The following is a 19889-nucleotide window of genomic DNA, read 5'->3' as shown; positions in this document are numbered from 1 at the left end:
TGGGGAAGGCGGCGATCGTGGCCGGCGGCCCGCACAACATCACGCGGGCGCGGGTAGGGATGGGGGCGTGAGCGGGGTGGGACGCCCCCGGAGGTGCCCCCGGCGGTGCGCGTCGCGCGCCGCCGGGGGCACCCGGTGGACCCTCCGGCCGGAGCCGGTCGGTCGGTGGTTCGACCCCAGTGGTTCGACCTCGGCAGTTCGACGTCAGTGCGTCGGCGTCAGTGCGTCGAGGTCAGCGGTCGGACGTGGGGCGGACGTCGGGCCGGGTCAGTACTCGGCCTTGATGTTCGCGCCGGAGAAGCCCTGCTGGCCGTAGAGGCTGACGAACACGTAGCCGGCCGGCGGGTTGGTGATGGTGAGGGTCTCGGTGTTGTTGGAGGCGTTGACGGACCGGGCGGTGTAGGCGTTGGTGTACGCCCAGCTGCCGGTGTTGAAGTACATGTCGGCGTTTCCGGTACCGCCGGTGCTGGTGAGCTTCAGCTGCTTCACGCCGGCCGGGAGGTACAGGTAGAAGTGGGTGTAGTTGCCGGTGGTCGCCGCGAGGTTGCTGCGCCGGCAGTTCTTGTCGAGCTGCCGGACGTCGGCGCCGGAGCACTCGGGCAGGCCCGCGACGGTGACGTTCTGCCGGCTGCTCGCGGTGGCGCCCTTGTTGTCGGTCACCGTGAGCGTGACGGTGTAGGTGCCCGCCTTGGCGTACCACTTGGTCGGGTTGGTGGTGGTCGCCGTGGTGCCGTCGCCGAAGTCCCAGGCGCGGGCGGTGATGCTCCCGTCCGGGTCGGTCGAGCGGTCGGTGAAGGTGACGGCCAGCTCGCCGATCGCGGTGCCGAACGCGGCGGTGGGCGGCTGGTTGCCCGGCGGGTTGGTGGTGCCGCAGGAGCCGGCGGCGCAGGCGGTCAGCCAGCGGTCGAAGTCGGCGTCGAACCGGGTGCCGATGGTGCCGGTCAGGTAGCTACGGGCGCCGGCCCAGTCGCCGGAACGGTACTTGGCGAGCACGGCGTCCATGTCGGAGCGGTGCTGCTCCAGCATGTAGCGGACGGCCAGGTAGCCCCAGCGGTAGACCCGCTCGCTGTCGGAGTTGTTGTAGGTGGTGTCGAAGAGGGTGGAGAGCTTGTACGTGTGGAGGCCGGCGGCGGAGATCGCCGCGTCGTACGAGAGCTTGCGGTAGGAGTAGGAGACGTACTCGGCGAAGCCCTCGACCCACCAGACGGTCGGGGTGGTCATGCCGGCGTTGAAGTCGCCGTACATGTCGAACCGGCCGTCGAGGTAGTGGGTGTACTCGTGGTTGAGGTTCCAGATCTGGAATTCCGGGCGGGCCCAGTCGGCCTCGTAGGCGAGGAAGCGCGGCTGGTTGCCGGCCTCGGCGGGCTTGCCCTCCAGGTACATGCCGCCGTTGTTGGTGTCGATGCCGTAGACGCTGGCAGCGAACACCCCGTAGTCGAACCGGGAGTGGAAGACCACGACCTCGATCGTGGTGTTCCTGTCGTCGGCCACCGGGCCGTTGTCCTTCGCCACCGCGTGGAAGTACGCGTCCTGGGCGGTCAGGCTGGAGCAGGCGGTGCCGAGCTGACCGGAGTCCAGGGCCTGGGCGATGATGCGGATGCTCGGGCTGCAGGTGTAGTTGACCGTCAGGACGGCCGACTTGAGCCGGCTCGCCGAGTCACAGGTGCCGTAGTAGGAGCAGTTGCCCGGGTCGAAGGCCTCGGCCATCTCCGCGGCTGCCGCCCACTGGTAGGCGGTGCGGCCGGACGGCGAGGACTGGTCGGCCAGGCCCTTCTCCAGCGGCCGGACCTTGGCCTTGAGCGGCGCGTACTGCAGGAAGCGGCCGAGCTCGCGGGTCGCGTTGTACACCAGGAAGCTGTAGTCGCCGCCGAGTTGCGCGTTGTTGGCGGTGACGAAGGAGTACATCGTGTCGAGCACGCTCGGGTCCGCCTGGACAGCGGCGGCGAAGCCGGCCGTCTGGTGGCCGCGCCAGAGCACGGTGAAGACGCTGTTGAGCGCGTTGCCCATGCCCGCGGGGTTGTGGGTGGTGGCGTCGTAGGCGCCCAACAGGCGCTTGACGACCGGGAGGTAGCGGACGTTCTCCTGCGCGCTGTCGATCAGGGTGATCGCCTCGCCGAGCGTCGCGGCGTTGGCGGCGGTGACGTCACGCGAGTGGGCGCTGCCGAAGAAGGCGTCCAGCGCGGGCCGGATCGCGTTCTGCAGGGCGGTGCCGTAGGTGCCGACGTCGGACGCGTGGTACCACTGCACGAAGTAGCCGGCGCGCAGGTAGAGCACCAGCTGGGCGGTGGAGGTGGAGTTGTCGCCCGGGTAGGCGGCGGCGGTGTCGCGCAGGGCGTTCGCCACGGTGACCATCTGGGACTCGCGGAAGGCCCCGCTCGCGTCCCCTCCCGTGAGGACGAACAGGTCGTTGATGCAGCCGAGTTCGGCGCTCTTGATCGTCTGGACCAGGGCGCTGCCGGTGCGGCCGGTGAAGTCGGACACGTTGCAGGGCTGCTCGGCGGCCGCGGCCGCGCTCTCGCCGAAGCTCTTGGCGAGAGCGCTGTTCCTGGCGGCCTTCGACCCGCTGTCGGCCGCCTTGTCGGGCGCGGTCGTCGAGAACGGGGCGCGCTCGCGCGCGGGCACCGGCCGGTTCTTGCCATGGTCGTCGGGCGTCTCACCGATGGCCGGCTGGGGGGCCGGGTCGGTGGGGGCGGCCGAGGCTGCGGGCGAGCCGCCGCCGGGCTGCGGCGAGGCCGGGGCGGGGGCGGCCTGGCTGCGCGGCGCGAACAGCCCGACCGACAGGAGCAGTGCCAGGGCCAGCGTCAACAGCCTGGCGAGACGGGGTATTTGGTGCAGAGGGCGTGCGGCTCTCACGTGGGGGCCTCCGGGCCTGGTCGGCCGCGTTGGGGGCGCGGCCGGTGGGGGGGTGAGGACCGTTGCGACGGCGCCGTGGGGCGGCCCCGTCGAGCACCGGTGGGGAGTGTGACATGTACAATGGCACACATCACATGACGAGGGGAAGGCCTCGGAACGGACGAAAAGCGAACGGCCGCGTCCGCGTGGAGTTCCGTGCGCGGACGCGGCCTTGGCCCGGCCGGGGCGCGGCCCCGGTCGACGGTGGGCCGGGTCGCACCGGGTCGCCGAGGGCACCCTGACCGGGGCCGGGGTAGCTGATTGACGGGGCGCCGGATTGACGGGGCGCCGGTTCCGGCGGGTGACCCGGCGCCCGGCATCCGCCCTAGAGTCCGGCCGGTCCCGCCAGGCGTTCCAGCGGGAACGGCGGGTGGGCCAGCGGCCGGGCGGCCATCCTGAGCAGGAGCAGCGGACTGCCGTCCCCGGCGGTCCGGTTGGCGCTCAACTCGTCGCAGGCCGTGCAGCGGTGGATGATGACCCACTCCCCCGCACCGCGCACCGAGATCGAGATCGGTTCCATCCGGGCCCGGCACTCGGACGCCCGGTCGCCGGGGACGCGGTCGTCGAGGTGCAGGCTGAACGGCAGTTCGGGCAGTGGTTCCGGTGCGCGGTGCCCGGCGCGCGCAGCGGTACGTCCAGCCGGCAGTTCCGGCAGCGGAACGACTCGGCGGCGCGGCCGGTCGGCTCGCCGGAGCGCCGGCCGGCGCGGCGGTCGGCGCGGCTGTCGGACGGGTCCGGACGGGCGTCGACACGGGAACGGGCATGGCCGTGGGTTTGGAACTCCGCGTACTCGGCGGAGAGTTCGAGGTGGTCGGTGCGGTGTTCGAGGCGGTCACGGTGTCGCCGGGACACGTCGGGTGGCTCCCTGCGGGATGCGGTCGGAACGGTCGGCCCAGGATGAGGTGAGCGCCGTCCGTCCGCCCCGGAGGCGGAACCGCGGTCGGGTCAGACCGGCCGGGTGGCGGCCGGTCCGGGCGATGCGGGCTCCGTCCGGGACGGACGAAGAGCGCTCGCTGTCGACCTGGGCACGAACCCACCACTTTCATCACGTCACAGGGGACCGTCGCCGGTCGCGACACGCGCGGACACGGCAGGGGCCGCCGGTCGACCGGCGGCCCCTGCTGAAGCCCGGCGGCTCAGGCCCTCGCAACCGGTTTTCCGGTGCACGGCCGCGAACCGCGGTGGTGCGGGTCCGTCACTTGCGCACGAGCAGAACGATGCCGGCCGTCACCAGGCCGACCACGACGGCGGCGGCACCGTACAGCAGTCGGTGCGAGCGCACCACGGGCAGGTAGCGGTCCACGGCGTAGCGGCCCGGGCCGGTCAGTGCGAGCGCGGCGGCGACAGCGATCAGCAGCAGCTCGTACTCGCTGCCGCCCTTCGCCGCGAAGAAGTTGCCGCTCCAGGTGACGGCGAGGGCGTTGAGCATGGTGCCGAGGATCGCTGCGGCGGCCAGCGGGGTCAGCAGGCCGACGACGAGAGCGAGTCCGCCGCCGACCTCGGTGAGGCCGGCCACGACGGCCATGGCCCTGGGCGCGGGGTAGCCGCTCACCTCGAAGAACCGACCGGTGCCGTCGAGACCCCCGCCGCCGAACCAGCCGAACAGCTTCTGGACGCCGTGGGCGGCCATGGTCAGGCCGAGCGCCACGCGCAGCAGCAGCAGGCCGACGTCGTAGGCGTGCGGAGAGGTCGCTCCGAACTCGGGGATCGCCCGGGCAGAAGCGGAGGTGGTGGTGGGGGCGGTCGTGCTCGGGCTGCTGCTCGGCATGCGCGTCTCCATCGATGGGGGGTCGGTCGGTCGGTCGAGGAAGCTGGTTGTTCAAATTCGAACCAGCGCTGTTCGACCGTACCTGGAAGTTTGAATTTGAACAACCGACGGGACGGGGAAATTTGGCGGGGGCGGGTCAAGGAGTGGTGTAGACCGGCGCGCAGTGGCGCGCGACGGGGCGGACCCGGAGCAGCACGGCGGGGCGGACCCGGCTGCCGACCCGGAGCAGCTCGGCGGGGCGGGCCCGGCGGGCCCCGCCGAGGGTCCTGCGACCGGACCACCGGCGCGCGTCCCCGGGCGCGACAGGGCAGGGTGGAGGTATGGCTCATCGCAGGGAAGACCGGGCGGCGGCACGGCAGGACACCCCTTACGCCGAGGCGCTGGCCGCGTTCGGCGACCGGCTGCGGCTGGTCACCCCCGACCAGTGGGACGCGCCCACACCGTGCGCCGACTGGTCCGTCCGGGACCTGGTCAACCACCTCACGGCCGAGCAGCTCTGGGTGCCCGAGATGCTGATGGGCTCGACGACCTCGGAGGTCGGCGGCCGCTTCGACGGCGACGTGCTCGGAACCGATCCCGTCGCCACGTGGACGGCCGCCGCCGAAGCCTCCCGGGACGCGTTCGCCCTTCCCGGGGCCACGGAGCTCACCGTCCACCTGTCCTTCGGCGACGTCTCCGGTCAGTACTACCTGGATCAGCTCACCGCCGACGCCGTCGTGCACACCTGGGACCTCGCCGAGGGCATCCGCCACCGCACCCGGCTGCCCGCCGGCCTGGTGGAGTTCGCGCTCGGCGAGTACACCGGCTACGGCGACCTGTCCGGCAGCGGCCTCTTCGACCCCCCGCTCCCGGTCCCGGACGACGCCGACCCGCAGGCCCGCATGCTCGCCCTCACCGGGCGCCGGGACCACCCCTGACCCGAGGGGTCGCCACGGGAACGCCGCCCTGCGCGTCCGTGTCGGGGCCCCGGCCCGCACCCCTGACCTGCACTTCCGCCGAGGGGCGTCCGGACACCTGCCGCGACGCCGGATACTGGAGATGTCGGACACATCGGACGAGAACGTACTGGACCGGACAAGACCGGACAGGAGGCGGGCGCACCATGAGCCGCAGGCCGGACATCCTGGACGAGTTCACCGCGGAGCACCGAGCGGTGGAGGAACTGCTCGCCCGGATCGAGGCCGCCGGGCCCGGACAGCCGTCCGAACCGTCCCCGACCCCGGCGACGACCCCGGCGACGACGGGGACCGCGGGTGCCACGGACGAGACGGGGGCGGCCCGGGCGCCGGCGGAGGCGCCCGAGGCGGCCCCCGGATCGGGGTCCGCCGGATCGGCGGCGCCCCCGGGCCTGCCCGACGAGCCGGTCGGTCTCCTCACCGACCTGCTGTTCAGCCACTGCGCCGCAGAGGAGGAACACCTGTTCCCGGTGGTCCAGCACGACGTGCCGGACGGTGGCGCACTGGTCTTCCAGTGCATCCACGACCACCTCGCGATCGGCCAGTACCTCGCCGACCTCCAGGCCCTTCCCCCCGGCGATCCGACCTCCGGCACCCTGCTGAACGGACTCACCGAGCTGCTCCGCCGGCACCTCGCGACGGAGGAGAGGCAGCTCTACCCGGCCGCCCGCAAGGCCCTGCCGCCCGGGGCCCGGGCCGCACTCGCCGAACGGCTGCGGGCCACCCGGGAGGAGGTCGCCCGGAACCTCGGCGGGGCCTCGCCCGACGGCGTCAGCGCTTCGGGCTGATCACCGCGAACCGGCCGCCCTCCGGGTCCTGGAGCCGCGCGACCCGCCCGTAGGGCGAGTCGAAGGCCGGACCGATCGCCGTCCCGCCCAGCGCCTCCGCCCCGAGCAGCGCGGCATCGGTGTCCGGCACCGAGAACGACACCTCCCAGTGCGGGCGCATTCCGGTCGGACCGCCCGCCTGTTCACTGGCGAGCGCGGCGACGCTGTGCCCCTCCGCCCGCAGCACCACCCGGTCGTGCTCCCAGCGCACCTCGAACCGCTCCGGGTCCCGGCCGTCCCAGCGGAACACCTCGCCGTAGAAGAGCGCGGCCGCGAACGGGTCGGGCGTGCGCAGCTCGATCCAGACCGGGGCGCCCGGCAGGTCCAGCTGCCGGGCCCGGCCCGGCGGGCCCTCCCAGATCCCGAACAGCGCGCCCGCCGGGTCCGCCGCGAACGCCACCCGGCCGACGTCGAAGGCGAGCGGGCCGACGGCGAGCGTCGCCCCGCGCTCGCGGACCGCGTCGGCCGCGGCATCGGCACTCTCGGTGCCGAAGAAGCTGGTCCACGCGACGGACATGTCCCAGTCGCCGCCCGCCACACCGAGTCCGGCGACCGCCTCCCCGCCGGCCACCGCGTGCACGTACGGGCCGAAACGATCCGGCGCCGGCTCGAACTCCCACCCCAACAGCGGTCCGTAGAACGCCTTGGCCGCGTCGAGATCGCGCGCCACCAGGCTCACCCAGCACGGAACGGCCGCTACACAGCGCACCGCGGCCGTTGCCTCACCGCTGCCCATCGCGTACCTCCTGGTCCCGGCCGCCGGGCCCCTCCCGACTCGCACGGCCGACCGGCCGCCCGGGCGAGTTCAGCCTAGGCCGACGAGGCGACCCCGGCGCGGCACGGCACGCAGGGCGGCGCGGGTGCGGGCCGCCGCGCGCGCCGCACACGGGCGCCGCCACGGCGGAGCGCGGAGGTTGACGGCCGGGCGGGTGGCCGCTGCGGCGGTCGGCGGTTCCGGCGGGCGCGGGGGGCGGGCGCGGGGGCGGGGGGCGGGCGCGGGGGCGGGTCAGAGCTCGGGCGCCCCCTCGAAGCCGTCGTGGCCCGCTCCCGGTGCGGTCAGGGCGAGCCAGCCGTGGCCACGGACGGGGGTCTCGGCGGTGATGGCGGCAGGGTCGACGGACAGGCCCGCCGCAGCCGCGCTGATCGACGTGACCCGCGAGGCGTTGGGCTCGGCGTCGTCGTCATCGTCATCATCGTCGGCCGTCTCCCCCTCGGAGCCGGCCGCGCCGGGCAGCGACTCCCACGGGAACGGCTCCCCCGTCCACTCCGGATCGTCGGCGCGCCAGTAGCCCCGGACCAGCGCGCCGTGCTCGGCGGCCGCCCAGATGACGGAGTCGGCGAACGGGTCCTGGTAGAAGACCTGGGCCTTGCCGCAGGCGGCGCTCAGGCGTTCGACGACGTCGTGCGGCCACCAGGTCGTCTCCCGCAGCGGAGACTCCGCGTAGATCAGACGCCACCCCGCGTACTCGGGCGTGACGAACACCCGGTGCACCGGCTCCGGGGTGTCCTTCTCGTCGTCCGCCTTCTCGTCGTCCTCCTGCGCGGCCAGGCCGTACCGGACGGTGACGGGTATCCGGTCGTGCAGACCGAGGACCGTGAACGCCTCCTCGTACGTCTCGCCGGGGACGGCGAGCCACCAGTGGTCCGGCAACGGGCCCGGCCGCTCGGCGGCGAACGCCCGGCGGGCCGTCTCCGCGAGGCCGGTGGCGTCCGCGCCGGACGCGGCCCGGGCGGCCAGGACGTCGACCAGTGCGGCGAGTGCCTCGGGGGCGGGGACGGCTGCGATCACGGTGCTCATGCCGGCGACGTTAGCCCAGGGGTCTGACACTCCGTCGCCCGGGCGGGCGGGCCGGTGACCAGCCGGCCCTCCGCCATCGTGACGACCGCGTCCGCCAGCGCGCCGACGGCGGCCAGGTCGTGGGAGATGAAGAGCAGCGCGAGGCCGGTGCGGTCCCGCCGCTCGGCGAGACGGGCGAGGATCGCCGTCCGGGTGTCGGCGTCCAGCCCCGAGGTGATCTCGTCGCAGACCAGCACAGCCGGGTCGACGACCAGCGCCCTGGCCAGGGCGGCCCGTTGCAACTCGCCGCCGGAGAGTCCGGCGGGCGGTCGGGACGCCTTCGCCGGGTCCAGGCCCAGCGCGGCCAGCAGGGTCCTGGCCTCGTCGGCGGCCTCGGAGGACGAGCGGCCGCGGAGGCGGACGGCCGCCCGGGCCACCTGGTCGAGAACCGGGCGGTGGTCCGCGAACGTGCTCCTGGCGTCCTGGAACACGTACTGGACGGCCGACAGCCCCCGCCGTCCCCGGCGCCGGACGCTGCGCGGCAACGGCTCGCCGTCGAGCCGGACGGAGCCGTCGTGACGCGGGTGCAGCCCGGCCAGGCAGCGCCCCAGGGTGGTCTTGCCGCTGCCGGAGCGGCCGACCAGGGCGAGGCACTCCCCCGCCCGCAGCGTCAGGCCGACGTCGTGCAGGACCGCCGCGCCCCCGGGGTGCCGGGCGGTGAGTCCGGTGACGGAGAGGCGGACCGGCCCAGGCTCCGGGCGGCCGGACCGCGACGGCGCCGACGGGGCCGGCTCCTCGGCGGCCGGCAGGACGTCCGCGGGCGGACCGGTCCGCACCGTCCGGCCCGCCTCCAGGACCACCACCTCGTCCGCCAGTTCCCGCACGGTGCGCAGGTCGTGGCTGAGGAGCAGCAGTCCGGTGCCGCGCGCGACGAGTCGGCCGAACAACGCGGCGACCCGGGCCGCCGTCCCCGGGTCCTGGCCGGTGGTGGGCTCGTCGGCGACGATCACCCGGGCGCCGGTCAGCAGCGCCTGGGCGAGTACCACGCGCTGTTGCTGGCCGCCGGACAGCTGGTGCGGGTACCGGCTCAACACCCCCTCCACATCGGTCAGTTCAGCGTCCTTCAGGGCACGCCGGACGGCCTCCGGGCCGCCGCCGTGCACCCGGGCGAGGTCGCGCAGCAGCACGCCGACCCGGCGGGCCGGGTTGAGCACCGTGGCGGGGTGCTGCGGCACGTGGCCGACGCGCACGGCGCCGGGGCCCGGGGCGCCGGGCCGCCCGGTGCCCGGCATCCCGCCGGTGACCGTGCCGGTCACCCGCGCGCCGTCCGGGTACACGCCGAGCAGGGCGAGCGCCGTGGTCGTCTTGCCGCTGCCGGACGGGCCGACCAGCGCGGTCACCCGGCCGGGCCGGACCCGCAGGCTGACGCCGTCCACCAGCGTCCGCCCGCCGACCGCGACACCCAGGCGGTCCACCCTCACCAGCTCCGGTTCGGTCACCGTCGGACCTCCTTCCCGCCCGGCCGGTGCAGGGCGGCGTCGAACAGCAGATTGGTGCCGGTGGAGAGCCCGGCCACGAGCAGCGCCGGAACGACGACCGCCCAGGGCTGGAGGAAGAGTCCCGGCCGGTTGCGGTCGACCATCACCGCCCAGTCGGCGGCGTCCGGTTGCACGCCCACGCCGAGGAAGGCCGCCGTGGCGACCAGGTAGAGCGCGCCGACCAGCCGGGTCCCGGCGTCGGCGGCGACCGTACGACGGATCGTCCGGGTGACCTGGTCGAACGCGATCCGCCACCACGACTCGCCGTGCAACCGCAACGCCTCCACGACCGGCCGGGCCGCCGCCTCCACCGCCGCCGCGTGCACCACCCGGGCGACGTCGGGCACCGCCGCCACCCCGACCAGCAGGGCGAGCCCGCCCGGACCGGGTTCCAGCGCGGTGGCGACCAGCAGCACCAGCAGCAGCGAGGGCACGGCGATCAGCACGTCCAGCGGCCGCAGCAGCACCTCCTCCCACCAGGCCCGCCCGGTCAGCGCGGCGGCCAGCGCGAGCGGCAGCGCCAGCGCGTACGCGAGCACCGTCGCCGCGATCGCCACCAGCACCACCGACCGGCCGCCCAGCAGGACTTGACGCCAGACGTCACGGCCGGTGAAGTCGGTGCCCAGCCAGTGCCCGCCGCCCGCCGTGAACGACACCGCGCGCGGCCCCGGCTCCCCGGCGACCAGCGGTCCGGCCAGGGCGATCAGCAGCGGCACGGCGATCAGCGCCGTACCGAAGGCGTACTTCCTCACTCCGTCGCCTCCCTCGGCGTGGCGGCCCGACCCCGGGGGGCGGCCGTGGGCGAAGGCCCGTCGGGCGCGCGCCCGGCAGGCGAGGGCCCGGGCGGGCGGGGGCCGGTCACACCACCACCTCCGTGCGCGGCGCGAGCCGGCGCGCGACCAGGTCGGCGGCCAGGTTGAGGACGACCGTCACCACGCCGAACAGCACGGCGAGGCCCTGCACCACGGGAACGTCGCGGGCGGCGACGGCGTCCAGCAGGACGGTGCCCAGGCCGGGGATGACGAAGAGGGCCTCGGCCACGATGACGCCGCAGAGCAGCCAGTCGGCCGTACGCGCGAGCTGCTGCGCGGCCGGGGCGAGCGCGTTGGGGAGGGCGTGCGTCCAGCGGACGCGGGCGGGCGGGACGCCGCAGCGCAGCGCGTGGACGGCGTACGGCGCGGCCATCGCCTCGATCAGCCCGGCCCGGACGAGGCGGGCGACGGAGCAGACCGGGCGGGCCAGCAGCACCACGACCGGCAGGACCAGGACGGCCGGCTGCTCCCGGACCCCGCCGACGGCGGTCGGCGGCAGCCAGCCGAGGCGGATCGCGAAGACCGCGGTGAGCAGCACTCCCAGTGCGAACTCCGGTACCGCGTACACCCCGAGGGTCGCGGTACTGATCGCGCGGTCCAACGGGCCGCCCTCCCGGCGGGCGGCGAGCATGCCGAGGCCGACCGCCACGGGCACGAGCAGGACGAGGGTGACCGAGGCCAGCAGGACGGTCGGAGCGAGGCCGTCCGCGAGGTAGTCGGCGACCGGGCGACCGCTGACCAGCGAGCGGCCGAGCTCGCCGTGGACCAGCTCCCCCGCCCAGTCGGCGAACCGCTCCACCGCCGGCCGGTCCAGCCGCAGCGCGGCCCGGATCGCCGCGATCCTCGCCGGGTCGGGGTCGTCCCCGGCGATGGTGACGGCGGCGTCGCCGGGCAGCGCCTCGGTCAGGACGAAGACCAGGACCGGGACGGCCGCGATCTGCCCGGCGCCGAGCAGCAGCCGGCGCCGGGCCCAGCCGCGCAGCGGCGTCGTCATGCCAGCCAGACCTTGTCGAACCTGGCCCAGTCCAGGGTGTTGGCCGGAGCCTCGGCGGAGACGCCGCGCAGACGCTGCGCCGTGCCCACGATCCAGTCGGCGAAGCCCCAGATCAGGAAGCCGCCCTCGTCGTACAGCCGGCGCTGCATCCGCTCGTAGAGGGCGGCGCGCGCGGCCGGGTCGGCCGTGGACTGGGCCTGGGTGTACAGGTCGTCGAAGTCGGGGCGGCGCCAGTGGGTGGCATTGGTGGTGGAGCCGGACAGCAGCCGCTGGGAGATGTGCGACTCGACGGGCAGCGCGCCGGACCGGTAGGAGGCGAACACGCCGCCGTCCAGGATGTCCTTCCAGTAGGTGTCCTTGCTGCCGACCTTGACCTCCACGGTGACGCCGGCCTTGGCGGCCTGGTCCTTGAGGATCCCGGCCGCCTCCACGAAGCCGGCGGCGACCGGGGAGGTGTCGAGGGTGACCTTCAGGCCCTCGGCGCCCGCCTCGCGCAGCAGCGCGCGGGCCCGGTCGAGGTCCTGGGCGCGCTGCGGGAGACCGGCCGGGTAGTACTGGGCGCCCTTGCCGAACAGGTCGTTGCCGATCTCGCCCGCGCCGGAGAGCGCGCCGTCGACCAGCTCCTGCCGGTCGGCGATGAGGAAGAACGCCTGCCGGACCCGGACGTCGTCGAAGGGCGGCCGGTCGGTCTTCATCACGAAGCCCTGCATGGCGCTGTTGCGCAGCCGGACGATGCCGATCCGTCCGCCGCGCTCGTGCGCGCGGGCGGTGGCGGGGGTCAACTCGTGGGCGTACTCGGCCTGTCCGGCGAGCAGGGCGTTGGCCCGGGCGGACTCCTCGGCGGCGGCGAGGATCTCCAGTTCGTCGAGGTGCGGTGCGCCGTCCCAGTAGCCGTCGAACCGCCGCACCAGCAGCGAGGTTCCGGGCCTGAAGGAGACGAAGGAGAACGGGCCGGAGCCGACCGGGTGCTGGAAGTCCTCGGTGCCCTCGGGGACGATGTAGGCGCCGAACGCGGCCAGGACGTTGGGGAATTCGGCGTAGGGGCGCTTGAGCCGGAACTCCACGGTGCGGGCGTCGATCGCGCGGCTGGCGGCGAGGTCGACCGGTTCGAGGGACGCCCGGGCCCGGAACGCCCGCTTGGGGTCGGCTATTCGGCGGTAGCTGTGCAGGACGTCGGCGGCGGTGACCGGGCGGCCGTCGTGGAACACGGCCTCGCGCAGGCGGACGGTCCAGGTGTCGAGTCCGGCGTTGGGCTCCCATCCGGCGGCGAGACGGGGGACGGCGGCGAGGTCGGAGCCGGAGTCCGCGAGCTTCTCGTAGAGCGCCTTGGCCCGGGCCGCGTCGGCGAACAGGTTGACCAGGTGCGGGTCGAGGGTCTCGTTGGCCCCGCCGCCGGCGAAGAGGGCGCGCAGCCGGCCGCCGCGCCGGGGGGTGCCGGACGCGCCGGCGGCGGCGTCTCCGGGGGTGCCGGCCGGGCCCGGGGAGCAGGCGGCCAGCCCGAGGGCTCCGGCGGCTCCGGCGGAGGCGACGAGCAGGGTGCGGCGGGCCATCGGGCGCGCCGCGGGGCGGGCGGCGGGGTTCGGGGAGCCGGGGGCGGGCCGGGAGGCGTGCGGACGGTCCATGGGTCAACTTCTCTTTCGTGTGCGGTGGTCCAGCCTGGCGACCAGGTGGAGGCGGTCTTCGTCGGCGGTGTCGGCGGGGAGGTCGCCGTCCGTCCAGGGCGGTTCGGTGCGCGGGCCGGGGCGGTCGTAGAGGGCGAGCACCGTGAAGCCGTGGGCGGCGAGCAGGTGACGCAGTTCCTGCGGGAAGAGGAGCCGCCAGGCGGAGTGCTGCGCCACCGGCGCGGCGCCGTCGTCACTGGTCCAGGTGCGGGTGCGGCGCAGGAGTTGGGCGGCCCGGTCGATCCACAGCGTGGTGTGCGAGGTGTGGGTCACGCCGTCCCGGGTGACGGTGTCGGTCCTCGGGGCGTCCAGGAGTTCGGTGCGGCCGAGGAAGAACGCGCCGTTGCGCATCTCGGCGACCAGCAGGCCGCCGGGGCGCAGGTGGCGGCCGAGCCGCCCGAGCAGGGCGTCGAGGTCCTCGTTGGTGTGGCAGTAGAGCAGCGCGCTGTCCAGGCAGAGCGCCGCGTCGAACCGCCCGGCGGCGAAGGGGAAGGTCCGCATGTCGCCGACGTGGTAGACGGGCCCGGGGTGGTGGGCGCGGGCGTACTCGATCATCGTCGCGGAGCTGTCCAGGCCGGTGACGGTCCGCCCGGCGGCGCGGTGCAGCCATTCGGCGTCCCGGCCGGTGCCGCAGCCGAGGTCGAGCACGTCGGGCCCGGCGCCGTAGCCGCGGAGCACCGACTCGGCCCACCGCGCGGCGGTGAATCCCGGGTCGGGGAAGCGGAGTTCGTAGAGCTCCGGATCGTCGGTGAGGAGGTTGCGGTGACCGGCCGCGGGGGCGGCCGGCTCGGTCGGGAGGGGCCGGGGCGTCATCGGGCCTCGCTGGGGAGAGGGCGGGCGGGGGTGGGAAGGGGGCGGGCGGGCGCCGGGAGCCGTCCGGCGCGGTGCAGCCGGGTGAGTGCGGCGGCGGAGCCGAGACCGAGCGCGGCGCAGAGCAGCCAGGGGGCGGTGGCGGCACTGTCCATGGCCCGGCCGACCGCCGTGTTGCCGAGGGCGGCGGCGAAGCCGGAGACGACGTAGTAGAGGCCGTAGTAGGTGCCGGTGAGGCCGGGGCGCCCGAACGCCGGGATGAGCGCCAGGACGAACGGCTGGGCGGTCATCAGGCCGGTCTGGAGCAGCAGCACGCCGCCGAGGACGCCGGGCAGGCCGGGGACGACGAGCGGCAGCAGGAAGCCGGTGGCGGCGACGGCGAGGCCGAGCGGGATCCACCGGGTGGCCGGCCCGTCCCGCTGGAGCCTCGTGGTGATGCGGAGCTGGAGGGTGAGGTTGGCCAGGGTGCTGGTCAGGAAGACCAGGCTGACCGCCCCCTCCCACCCGGTGGCGCGGCGGGCGGCGTCGGGCAGCAGCAGGTAGAGCTGGCTCTCCATCCCGAACAGGCCGACCATGGCCAGCGAGAACGCCAGGAACCGCCGGTCGGAGGCGACTTCGCGCCAGTCGGCGAGCACGCCGCGCGGCGGCGGCGGGACGGCCCGCTCGGGCAGGGTGAGGGCCTGGGCGACGGTGAGGACGGCGAAGATGCCGGCGGCGGTGAGTGCGGCGGCCCGGAAGTCGACCAGCAGCAGGACGGTGCCGAGCAGCGGACCGGCCAGCGCGCCGGTGGTGGCGAACATGTTGAACAGCGCGAACGCCTCGGCCTTGCGGTCGGCGGCCTCGTTCGCCACGTAGGTGCGCACGGCCGGGTTGAAGAGCGCGCCGGCCAGCCCGCTGAGCGCCGACGCGGCGAGCAGGATGCCGAGCGAGTCACCGAGCGCGAAGAGTCCGAAGCCGACGCTGCGCAGCGCGCACCCGGCGATGATGACGCGGCGCGCGCCGAGCCGGTCCGCGGCCGAGCCGCCGAGGATGAACAGGCCCTGCTGGCTGAGGTTGCGCAGTCCGAGCACGGCGCCGACGGCGAGCGCGGAGAGGCCGAGGTCGTGGCCCAGGTGGCCGGCCAGGTACGGGATGAGGAGGTAGAAGCCGGTGTTGACGCCGAGCTGGTTGACCAGGAGGAGCCGTACGGGCACGGGGAAGGACCGTACGGCGCGCAGTATTCTCACCGGCCGGCCACCGGGCGGGTGCCGGCGCGGGGGTGGGCTTCGCCGGCGGGGCCCCGGAGAGCCCCTCGGGCGGCCTCCGGCACCGACCCCGCCACCGGCCCCGGGGCGGCACCCGGGGCGGCGTCCGGGGCGGCATCCGGGACGGGCAGCACGCCGAGGCCCGCCCGGTCCGGTGTGCGGACGGTGCCGTCGGTTCCGCCGATGCCCTGCCAGGGGTCGTGGGCGAGCAGCAGGTGCCCGTCCAGGTCGATCCAGCGGGCCCGGTCGGCGAGGTGGACGGCGGGCGCGATGCCGAGCGAACTGGCGGCCAGGCAGCCGAACATCAGCTCGGTCCCGCTGCCGCGCAGCTCCTCCTCGATCCGCAGCGCCTGGTGGACGCCGCCGCACTTGGCGAGCTTGAGGTTGACCCCGTGGACCCGCCCGGCGATCCGGCGGACGTCCTCGAAGGTGACGGCGTCCTCGTCGGCGATCACCGGGATCGGCGACCGCGCGGCGACGGCGGCGAGCACGTCCGGGCTGCCGGGGGCGATCGGCTGCTCCACGGCCTCGACACCCGTGGCGGCGAAGGCCGGCAGCAGCTGGAGGGCCTGCTCAGGCGTCCAGGCGCCGTTGGGGTCCAGCAGCAACCGGGCGTCCGGGGCGGCCTCGTGGACGGCCTGGACCCGGACGAGGTCGAGGCCCGGATCGGCGGAGCCTGCCTTGACCTTCAGCACGGTGAACCCCGCGTCGGCGAGCCGGGCGGCCTGCACGGCGGCGCGCGCGGGCGGTTCGATGCCGATGGTGCGGGCGGTCGCGACGACCACCGGTTCGGCCCGGCCGAGCAGCCGGTGGACGGGTTCGCCGGCCCGCTTGCCGACCAGGTCGAGCAGGGCCGCCTCGACGGCGGCCAGCACGCCGGCCGCGAGGCAGACGAACGGGACTGCGGCGAGGCGGAGTTCGGCGAGCGCCTGCTCGGGGTCCGGGTACCGCTCCAACGCGGGCCTCAGTCCGTCGAGTTCGCGCCGGATCCGGTCGGTGGGCAGGTGCAGGTAGACGCTGCTGACGGCTTCGCCGTGTCCGGTCAGTCCGCCGTGGCCGAGCGCGAGCTGGACGGCGTCGCGTTCGGTGGTGACCGAGCGGGAGATCCGCAGCGGCTCGGCGAGCCGGAGCCGTACGGTACGGACGTCGAGCCTCATCGGTCCTCCTCGGGTCGGACGGTGTCGCCGCCGGTCGCGGCCCCGACGCCCGCCCGGTCCGGCGGGCCGGCCGGGGCCGGGACCACCAGGCCCGGCGGCACGGCCGGGGCCGTCGGAGCGGCGGGGACGGCCGCCACCGCGGTGGCGGGTGCCGCACCCCCCGTGCGGCAGCGCGCCCAGCCGCTGACCTCGACGGCAGCCGGGTGCGGGATCTCGATCGGGCGGAGCGCCGCCCGCTCCGCGTCCAGGCCGTGCCGCCGGCAGAAGGCGTCGTCGTAGACCGTGCCGAGGTAGCGGTGCGGGCCGTCGGGGAAGACGGTGGCCACGGCGGCGCCGGGGTGGACCCGGGCCGCCCAGGCCGCGACCAGGGCCACCGCCCCGGTGGACCAGCCGCCGCTGACGAAGGCGCCCCGGGCCAGCCGCCGGCAGGCGTCGACCGCCTCGGCCGGGCCGACCCAGTGGACCTCGTCGAAGGCCTGGTGGGCGACGTTGCGCGGGTGGATGGAGCTGCCCAGGCCGCGCATCAGACGGGGCCGGGCGGGCTGTCCGAAGATGGTCGAGCCCACCGAGTCGACGCCGATGATCCGCAGCCGGGGCCAGCGGCGGCGCAGCGCCTCGGCGAGGCCGGCGCTGTGTCCGCCCGTCCCGACGCTGCAGACCAGGACGTCGAGGTGGTCGAGGTCGGCGGTGATCTCCTGGGCCATGGCCAGGTAACCGGCGGCGTTGTCCGGGTTGTTGTACTGGTCGGGCCAGTAGGCGCCGGGCAGCCGGTCGAGCACCTCGCGCAGCCGGGCCAGCCGGGCGGCCTGCCAGCCGCCGTGCCGGGCCGGCCGTTCGACGAGCTCCAGGCGGGCGCCGTACGCGCGCAGCAACTGCCGCATGGACGGTTCGAGTTCGGTGTCGCCGACCAGCACGACCGGGTGGCCGAGCGCCTGCCCGGCGAAGGCCAGGCCGACGCCCATGGTGCCCGAGGTGGATTCCACCACCGTGGCGCCGGGGCGGAGTTCGCCGCGGGCGTGGGCGCCGCGGAGCATGGCGACCGCGGAGCGGGCCTTCATGCCGCCCGCGCTGAGGCCCTCCAGTTTGGCCCAGAAGCCCGGGTGCGGGTGCGGCAGCGGGGTGGTGATCCGGGCCAGCGGGGTGTGGCCGAGCAGTGACAGCAGACCGGGGTTGCCCAGTACGGCGCCGGAGTCGAGCAGTGCGGTCACCGGGCCCCGCCCCCGTACAGGTGGAGGTCGGTGGGGCCGCCGTCGAGCCAGAAGAAGGGGTAGGGCTCGGCGCTGACGGCGCTGACCCCGTCGCCGAGCAGCCGGGGCAGCACGGCGCTGCCGGTCTGGGCGAACAGCACCAGGGGCTTGCCGGTGGTGCGTGCGTGGGCGAGCAGCGGGTCGAGGGTGCCGTTGCCGAGGGTCATGCCGGAGGCGAGGATCGCGTCGCAGTCGTCGAGTCGGGCGAGGGCGTCGGCGTGCACGGGCTCGCCCCATTCGGTGACACCGCCCTTGAGGTCACAGGGGAGGTACTCGGCACCGCTCGAACGGAGCTGTTCCAGCAGGGAGTTGACCACGCCGACGACCAGCACGCGGCGGACCTCGGCGAGCGGCAGCAGACGGACCACCGCGGCGGCCCGGGCGCGGGACTTCTCCAGCGAGGATCCGGCCGGCAGGGTGAGCGTCCGGGCGCCGCGGGCGGAGGTGTGCGGGCGGCAGTGGCCCAGGTAGGCGTCGAGTGCGGCGACCCGGACGGCGGCGAGCGGGTGGTCGAGCAGCTCGTCGACGCGGGCGCCGACGCAGTCGTCGAGCGCTCCGGCGGGCAGTTCGCCCGGTTCGACGGCGCAGGAGCCGACGGCGGCGTCGAGCCGGAGGCTGAGCACCTCGTTGCGGTACCCCTGGGCGCGGCCGGCGTGCCGGACGGCCTGCGCGGTGGTGAAGGCGAGCGCGATCCGCAGGCCGGCCGGGTCCGGCCCGTACGAGCCGGCGCGGGCCCGGTCGGCGACCAGGTCGAACGCGGACGGGGCGGCGACCGTCGTGGCGGTGGCAGGAGCGACGGTGGCGGCCGTCGCCGCGGCGGCAGGAGCGGCGGCCGGGCTCACGCGGGCACCGCCGCGGGCTCGGCCGGACAGTCCGCCACCGCGTACCGGGGGGTGAGCCCGGTGAGCAGGCGCTCGGCCGTGCCGCGGGCGCCGGGGCCGCCGGTGTCGGCGGTCATGACGTGCCCGAGGTACTCGTTGTTGCTGGTGGCCGGCCGCACCTCGCGGCCGGGACCGGCGAGGCTGAGCTCGACCACCGCGGGGTCCCGGCGGACCTCGGCCTCGCCGTCGAACCCGTCCAGCAGCCCCGCACCCGCCTGCCCCTCCCCCGCGACCGGGAACTCGCCCGGGACCAGGAAGGCGATGGCCGCGCTGACGACGCCGGTCGGATGGACGGCCAGGTCGGGCCGGCGTCCGAGGGCGACGTCGACGGCCGCTGCGGCGAGGTCCACGCCGGTGACCCGCCGGACCAGCTCGGTGATCCGGTTCCCGGCGGGGCGCGGATTGACCTCGACCACGCGGGGCCCCGCGGGGGTCAGCTTGATCTCGGTGTGCGCCACGACCTGGTCGAGGCCGAGCGCGGACAGCGCGGCGACGGCGGTGTCGGCGGCGGCGGCCGCGTCGGCGGGATCGAGCGCGGCCGGGAACATGTGGCCGGTCTCGACGAACGCGGGCGCGCCGCCGATGCTCTTGTCCGTGATCCCGACGACGTGGGCGACACCGCCTGAGGAGACCGTCTCGACGCTGACCTCGGGACCGGTGAGCAGTTCCTCGATCAGCACCACCGGGTCCCGCCGCTGGCCGCGCGCGTTGACCGGGAAGGATTCCACGGCCCGGACGGCCGCGAGGAGCCCGGCCTCGTCGGCGACCTCGCGGACGAACATCCCGGCGCACAGGTCGACCGGCTTGACGACCAGCGGGTAGCCGATCGCCCGGGCGGCGGCGCGGGCCTGGTCGCGGTCGGAGCAGAGCGCGTACGCGGGCCCGGGGACGCCGGCCCCGGCGAGCGTGCCGCGGGTGAGGTCCTTGCGGCAGGCGGCGGTGACCGCCTCCGGGTCGGGCCCGGGCAGGCCGAGCCGGCGGGCCACCTGGGCGACCTGCGGCAGGTAGTAGTCACAGGAGGAGAGCACCCCGTCGAAGCCGAGCAGCCCGTGCAGCCGTTCGGCGTACGGGAGCAGCACGGCCGGGTCGTTGGTGTCGACGGTGAGGATGTTCTCGGCGGCGAGCAGCGGGTGCGGGCCGTCGGCGGGGGCCGCCCGCAGGTAGTGGTGGAGGTCGCGGGTGAGGAAGGTGAAGCGGTGGCCGCTCTCCCCCAGCGCCCTTGGCAGCAACCTGCTCATGGAGCCGACCCAGCTCTCGATCACCAGCAGATGCGCCACGACTCTCCCTCTCGACGGACACGCAGACACGGCGGCAGGCCGGTTTCG

The 19889-nt window shown here is 75.3% G+C and carries 16 protein-coding genes and 1 pseudogene; 2 read left to right on the top strand and 15 right to left on the bottom strand.

Going from position 1 to position 19889, the window contains the following annotated elements; translation table 11 throughout:
• Positions 1-267: 267 nt before the first annotated feature.
• From ACFWOG_RS14470 to ACFWOG_RS14460, 3 genes and pseudogenes are all read right to left on the bottom strand, one after another.
• A complete protein-coding gene (locus ACFWOG_RS14470) occupies positions 268-2853 on the bottom strand; it encodes a collagenase (RefSeq protein ID WP_380358282.1) in 2586 nt (861 codons plus the stop codon).
• Between the two features lie 364 nt (positions 2854-3217).
• A pseudogene (locus ACFWOG_RS14465) lies at positions 3218-3531 on the bottom strand (RNHCP domain-containing protein).
• Between the two features lie 556 nt (positions 3532-4087).
• Complete coding sequence (locus ACFWOG_RS14460) at positions 4088-4660, bottom strand: DoxX family protein (protein ID WP_329947810.1); 573 nt, start codon at positions 4658-4660, stop codon at positions 4088-4090.
• A 320-nt stretch (positions 4661-4980) separates the two neighbouring features.
• On the opposite strand from ACFWOG_RS14460, the gene ACFWOG_RS14455 reads away from it, so the two are divergent.
• Entirely contained in the window at positions 4981-5577 is a 597-nt protein-coding gene (locus ACFWOG_RS14455; protein ID WP_329947812.1) for a TIGR03086 family metal-binding protein, read from the top strand.
• A gap of 185 nt (positions 5578-5762) precedes the next feature.
• Positions 5763-6404 (top strand): hemerythrin domain-containing protein, encoded by a 642-nt coding sequence (locus ACFWOG_RS14450; protein WP_380358277.1) that lies wholly within the window; start codon positions 5763-5765, stop codon positions 6402-6404.
• Here ACFWOG_RS14450 and ACFWOG_RS14445 read toward each other — a convergent pair.
• From ACFWOG_RS14445 to ACFWOG_RS14390, 12 genes are all read right to left on the bottom strand, one after another.
• Positions 6388-7113 (bottom strand): VOC family protein, encoded by a 726-nt coding sequence (locus ACFWOG_RS14445; RefSeq protein ID WP_329947814.1) that lies wholly within the window; start codon positions 7111-7113, stop codon positions 6388-6390. The genes ACFWOG_RS14450 and ACFWOG_RS14445 overlap by 17 nt on opposite strands.
• Before the next feature lie 336 nt (positions 7114-7449).
• Complete coding sequence (locus ACFWOG_RS14440; protein ID WP_380358274.1) at positions 7450-8241, bottom strand: hypothetical protein; 792 nt, start codon at positions 8239-8241, stop codon at positions 7450-7452.
• Complete coding sequence (locus ACFWOG_RS14435) at positions 8238-9719, bottom strand: ABC transporter ATP-binding protein (RefSeq protein WP_380358271.1); 1482 nt, start codon at positions 9717-9719, stop codon at positions 8238-8240. Before ACFWOG_RS14435 ends, ACFWOG_RS14440 begins: the two co-directional genes overlap by 4 nt.
• Complete coding sequence (locus tag ACFWOG_RS14430; RefSeq protein ID WP_380358268.1) at positions 9716-10510, bottom strand: ABC transporter permease subunit; 795 nt, start codon at positions 10508-10510, stop codon at positions 9716-9718. Before ACFWOG_RS14430 ends, ACFWOG_RS14435 begins: the two co-directional genes overlap by 4 nt.
• A gap of 106 nt (positions 10511-10616) precedes the next feature.
• Entirely contained in the window at positions 10617-11564 is a 948-nt protein-coding gene (locus ACFWOG_RS14425) for an ABC transporter permease (protein ID WP_355405153.1), read from the bottom strand.
• Entirely contained in the window at positions 11561-13114 is a 1554-nt protein-coding gene (locus tag ACFWOG_RS14420; protein ID WP_380358287.1) for an ABC transporter substrate-binding protein, read from the bottom strand. Before ACFWOG_RS14420 ends, ACFWOG_RS14425 begins: the two co-directional genes overlap by 4 nt.
• Positions 13115-13189: 75 nt before the next feature.
• Entirely contained in the window at positions 13190-14038 is an 849-nt protein-coding gene (locus ACFWOG_RS14415) for a class I SAM-dependent methyltransferase (protein ID WP_355405157.1), read from the bottom strand.
• The gene (locus tag ACFWOG_RS14410; RefSeq protein WP_380358263.1) at positions 14035-15261 is read right to left on the bottom strand and encodes an MFS transporter; all 1227 of its coding nucleotides are present in this window, start codon (positions 15259-15261) and stop codon (positions 14035-14037) included. Before ACFWOG_RS14410 ends, ACFWOG_RS14415 begins: the two co-directional genes overlap by 4 nt.
• Positions 15258-16436 carry a dipeptide epimerase gene (locus tag ACFWOG_RS14405; RefSeq protein ID WP_380358260.1) on the bottom strand — a complete coding sequence of 393 codons (1179 nt, stop codon included), beginning with the start codon at positions 16434-16436 and terminating at the stop codon, positions 15258-15260. Before ACFWOG_RS14405 ends, ACFWOG_RS14410 begins: the two co-directional genes overlap by 4 nt.
• Entirely contained in the window at positions 16433-17635 is a 1203-nt protein-coding gene (locus ACFWOG_RS14400) for a PLP-dependent cysteine synthase family protein (protein WP_380358284.1), read from the bottom strand. The genes ACFWOG_RS14405 and ACFWOG_RS14400 overlap by 4 nt, the downstream gene beginning before the upstream one ends.
• Before the next feature lie 5 nt (positions 17636-17640).
• Positions 17641-18525, bottom strand: a complete 885-nt coding sequence (locus ACFWOG_RS14395) for a Rossmann-like domain-containing protein (RefSeq protein ID WP_380358257.1) — start codon at positions 18523-18525, stop codon at positions 17641-17643.
• Positions 18522-19841 (bottom strand): ATP-grasp domain-containing protein, encoded by a 1320-nt coding sequence (locus tag ACFWOG_RS14390; protein ID WP_380358254.1) that lies wholly within the window; start codon positions 19839-19841, stop codon positions 18522-18524. The genes ACFWOG_RS14395 and ACFWOG_RS14390 overlap by 4 nt, the downstream gene beginning before the upstream one ends.
• Between the last annotated feature and the right edge of the window lie 48 nt (positions 19842-19889).

The sequence above is a fragment of the Kitasatospora sp. NPDC058406 genome (assembly GCF_042722765.1).
GTDB lineage: Bacteria > Actinomycetota > Actinomycetes > Streptomycetales > Streptomycetaceae > Kitasatospora.
The sequence above is the reverse complement of the archived record's forward strand: the minus strand, read 5'-3'. Positions and strand labels throughout refer to the sequence as shown.

Coding starts and splice junctions, on each gene's coding strand:
- ACFWOG_RS14460 (WP_329947810.1), bottom strand. CDS start 4,660: ATGCCGAGCAGCAGCCCGAGCACGACCGCCCCCACCACCACCTCCGCT.
- ACFWOG_RS14455 (WP_329947812.1), top strand. CDS start 4,981: ATGGCTCATCGCAGGGAAGACCGGGCGGCGGCACGGCAGGACACCCCT.
- ACFWOG_RS14450 (WP_380358277.1), top strand. CDS start 5,763: ATGAGCCGCAGGCCGGACATCCTGGACGAGTTCACCGCGGAGCACCGA.
- ACFWOG_RS14440 (WP_380358274.1), bottom strand. CDS start 8,241: ATGAGCACCGTGATCGCAGCCGTCCCCGCCCCCGAGGCACTCGCCGCA.
- ACFWOG_RS14425 (WP_355405153.1), bottom strand. CDS start 11,564: ATGACGACGCCGCTGCGCGGCTGGGCCCGGCGCCGGCTGCTGCTCGGC.
- ACFWOG_RS14420 (WP_380358287.1), bottom strand. CDS start 13,114: ATGGCCCGCCGCACCCTGCTCGTCGCCTCCGCCGGAGCCGCCGGAGCC.
- ACFWOG_RS14415 (WP_355405157.1), bottom strand. CDS start 14,038: ATGACGCCCCGGCCCCTCCCGACCGAGCCGGCCGCCCCCGCGGCCGGT.
- ACFWOG_RS14405 (WP_380358260.1), bottom strand. CDS start 16,436: ATGAGGCTCGACGTCCGTACCGTACGGCTCCGGCTCGCCGAGCCGCTG.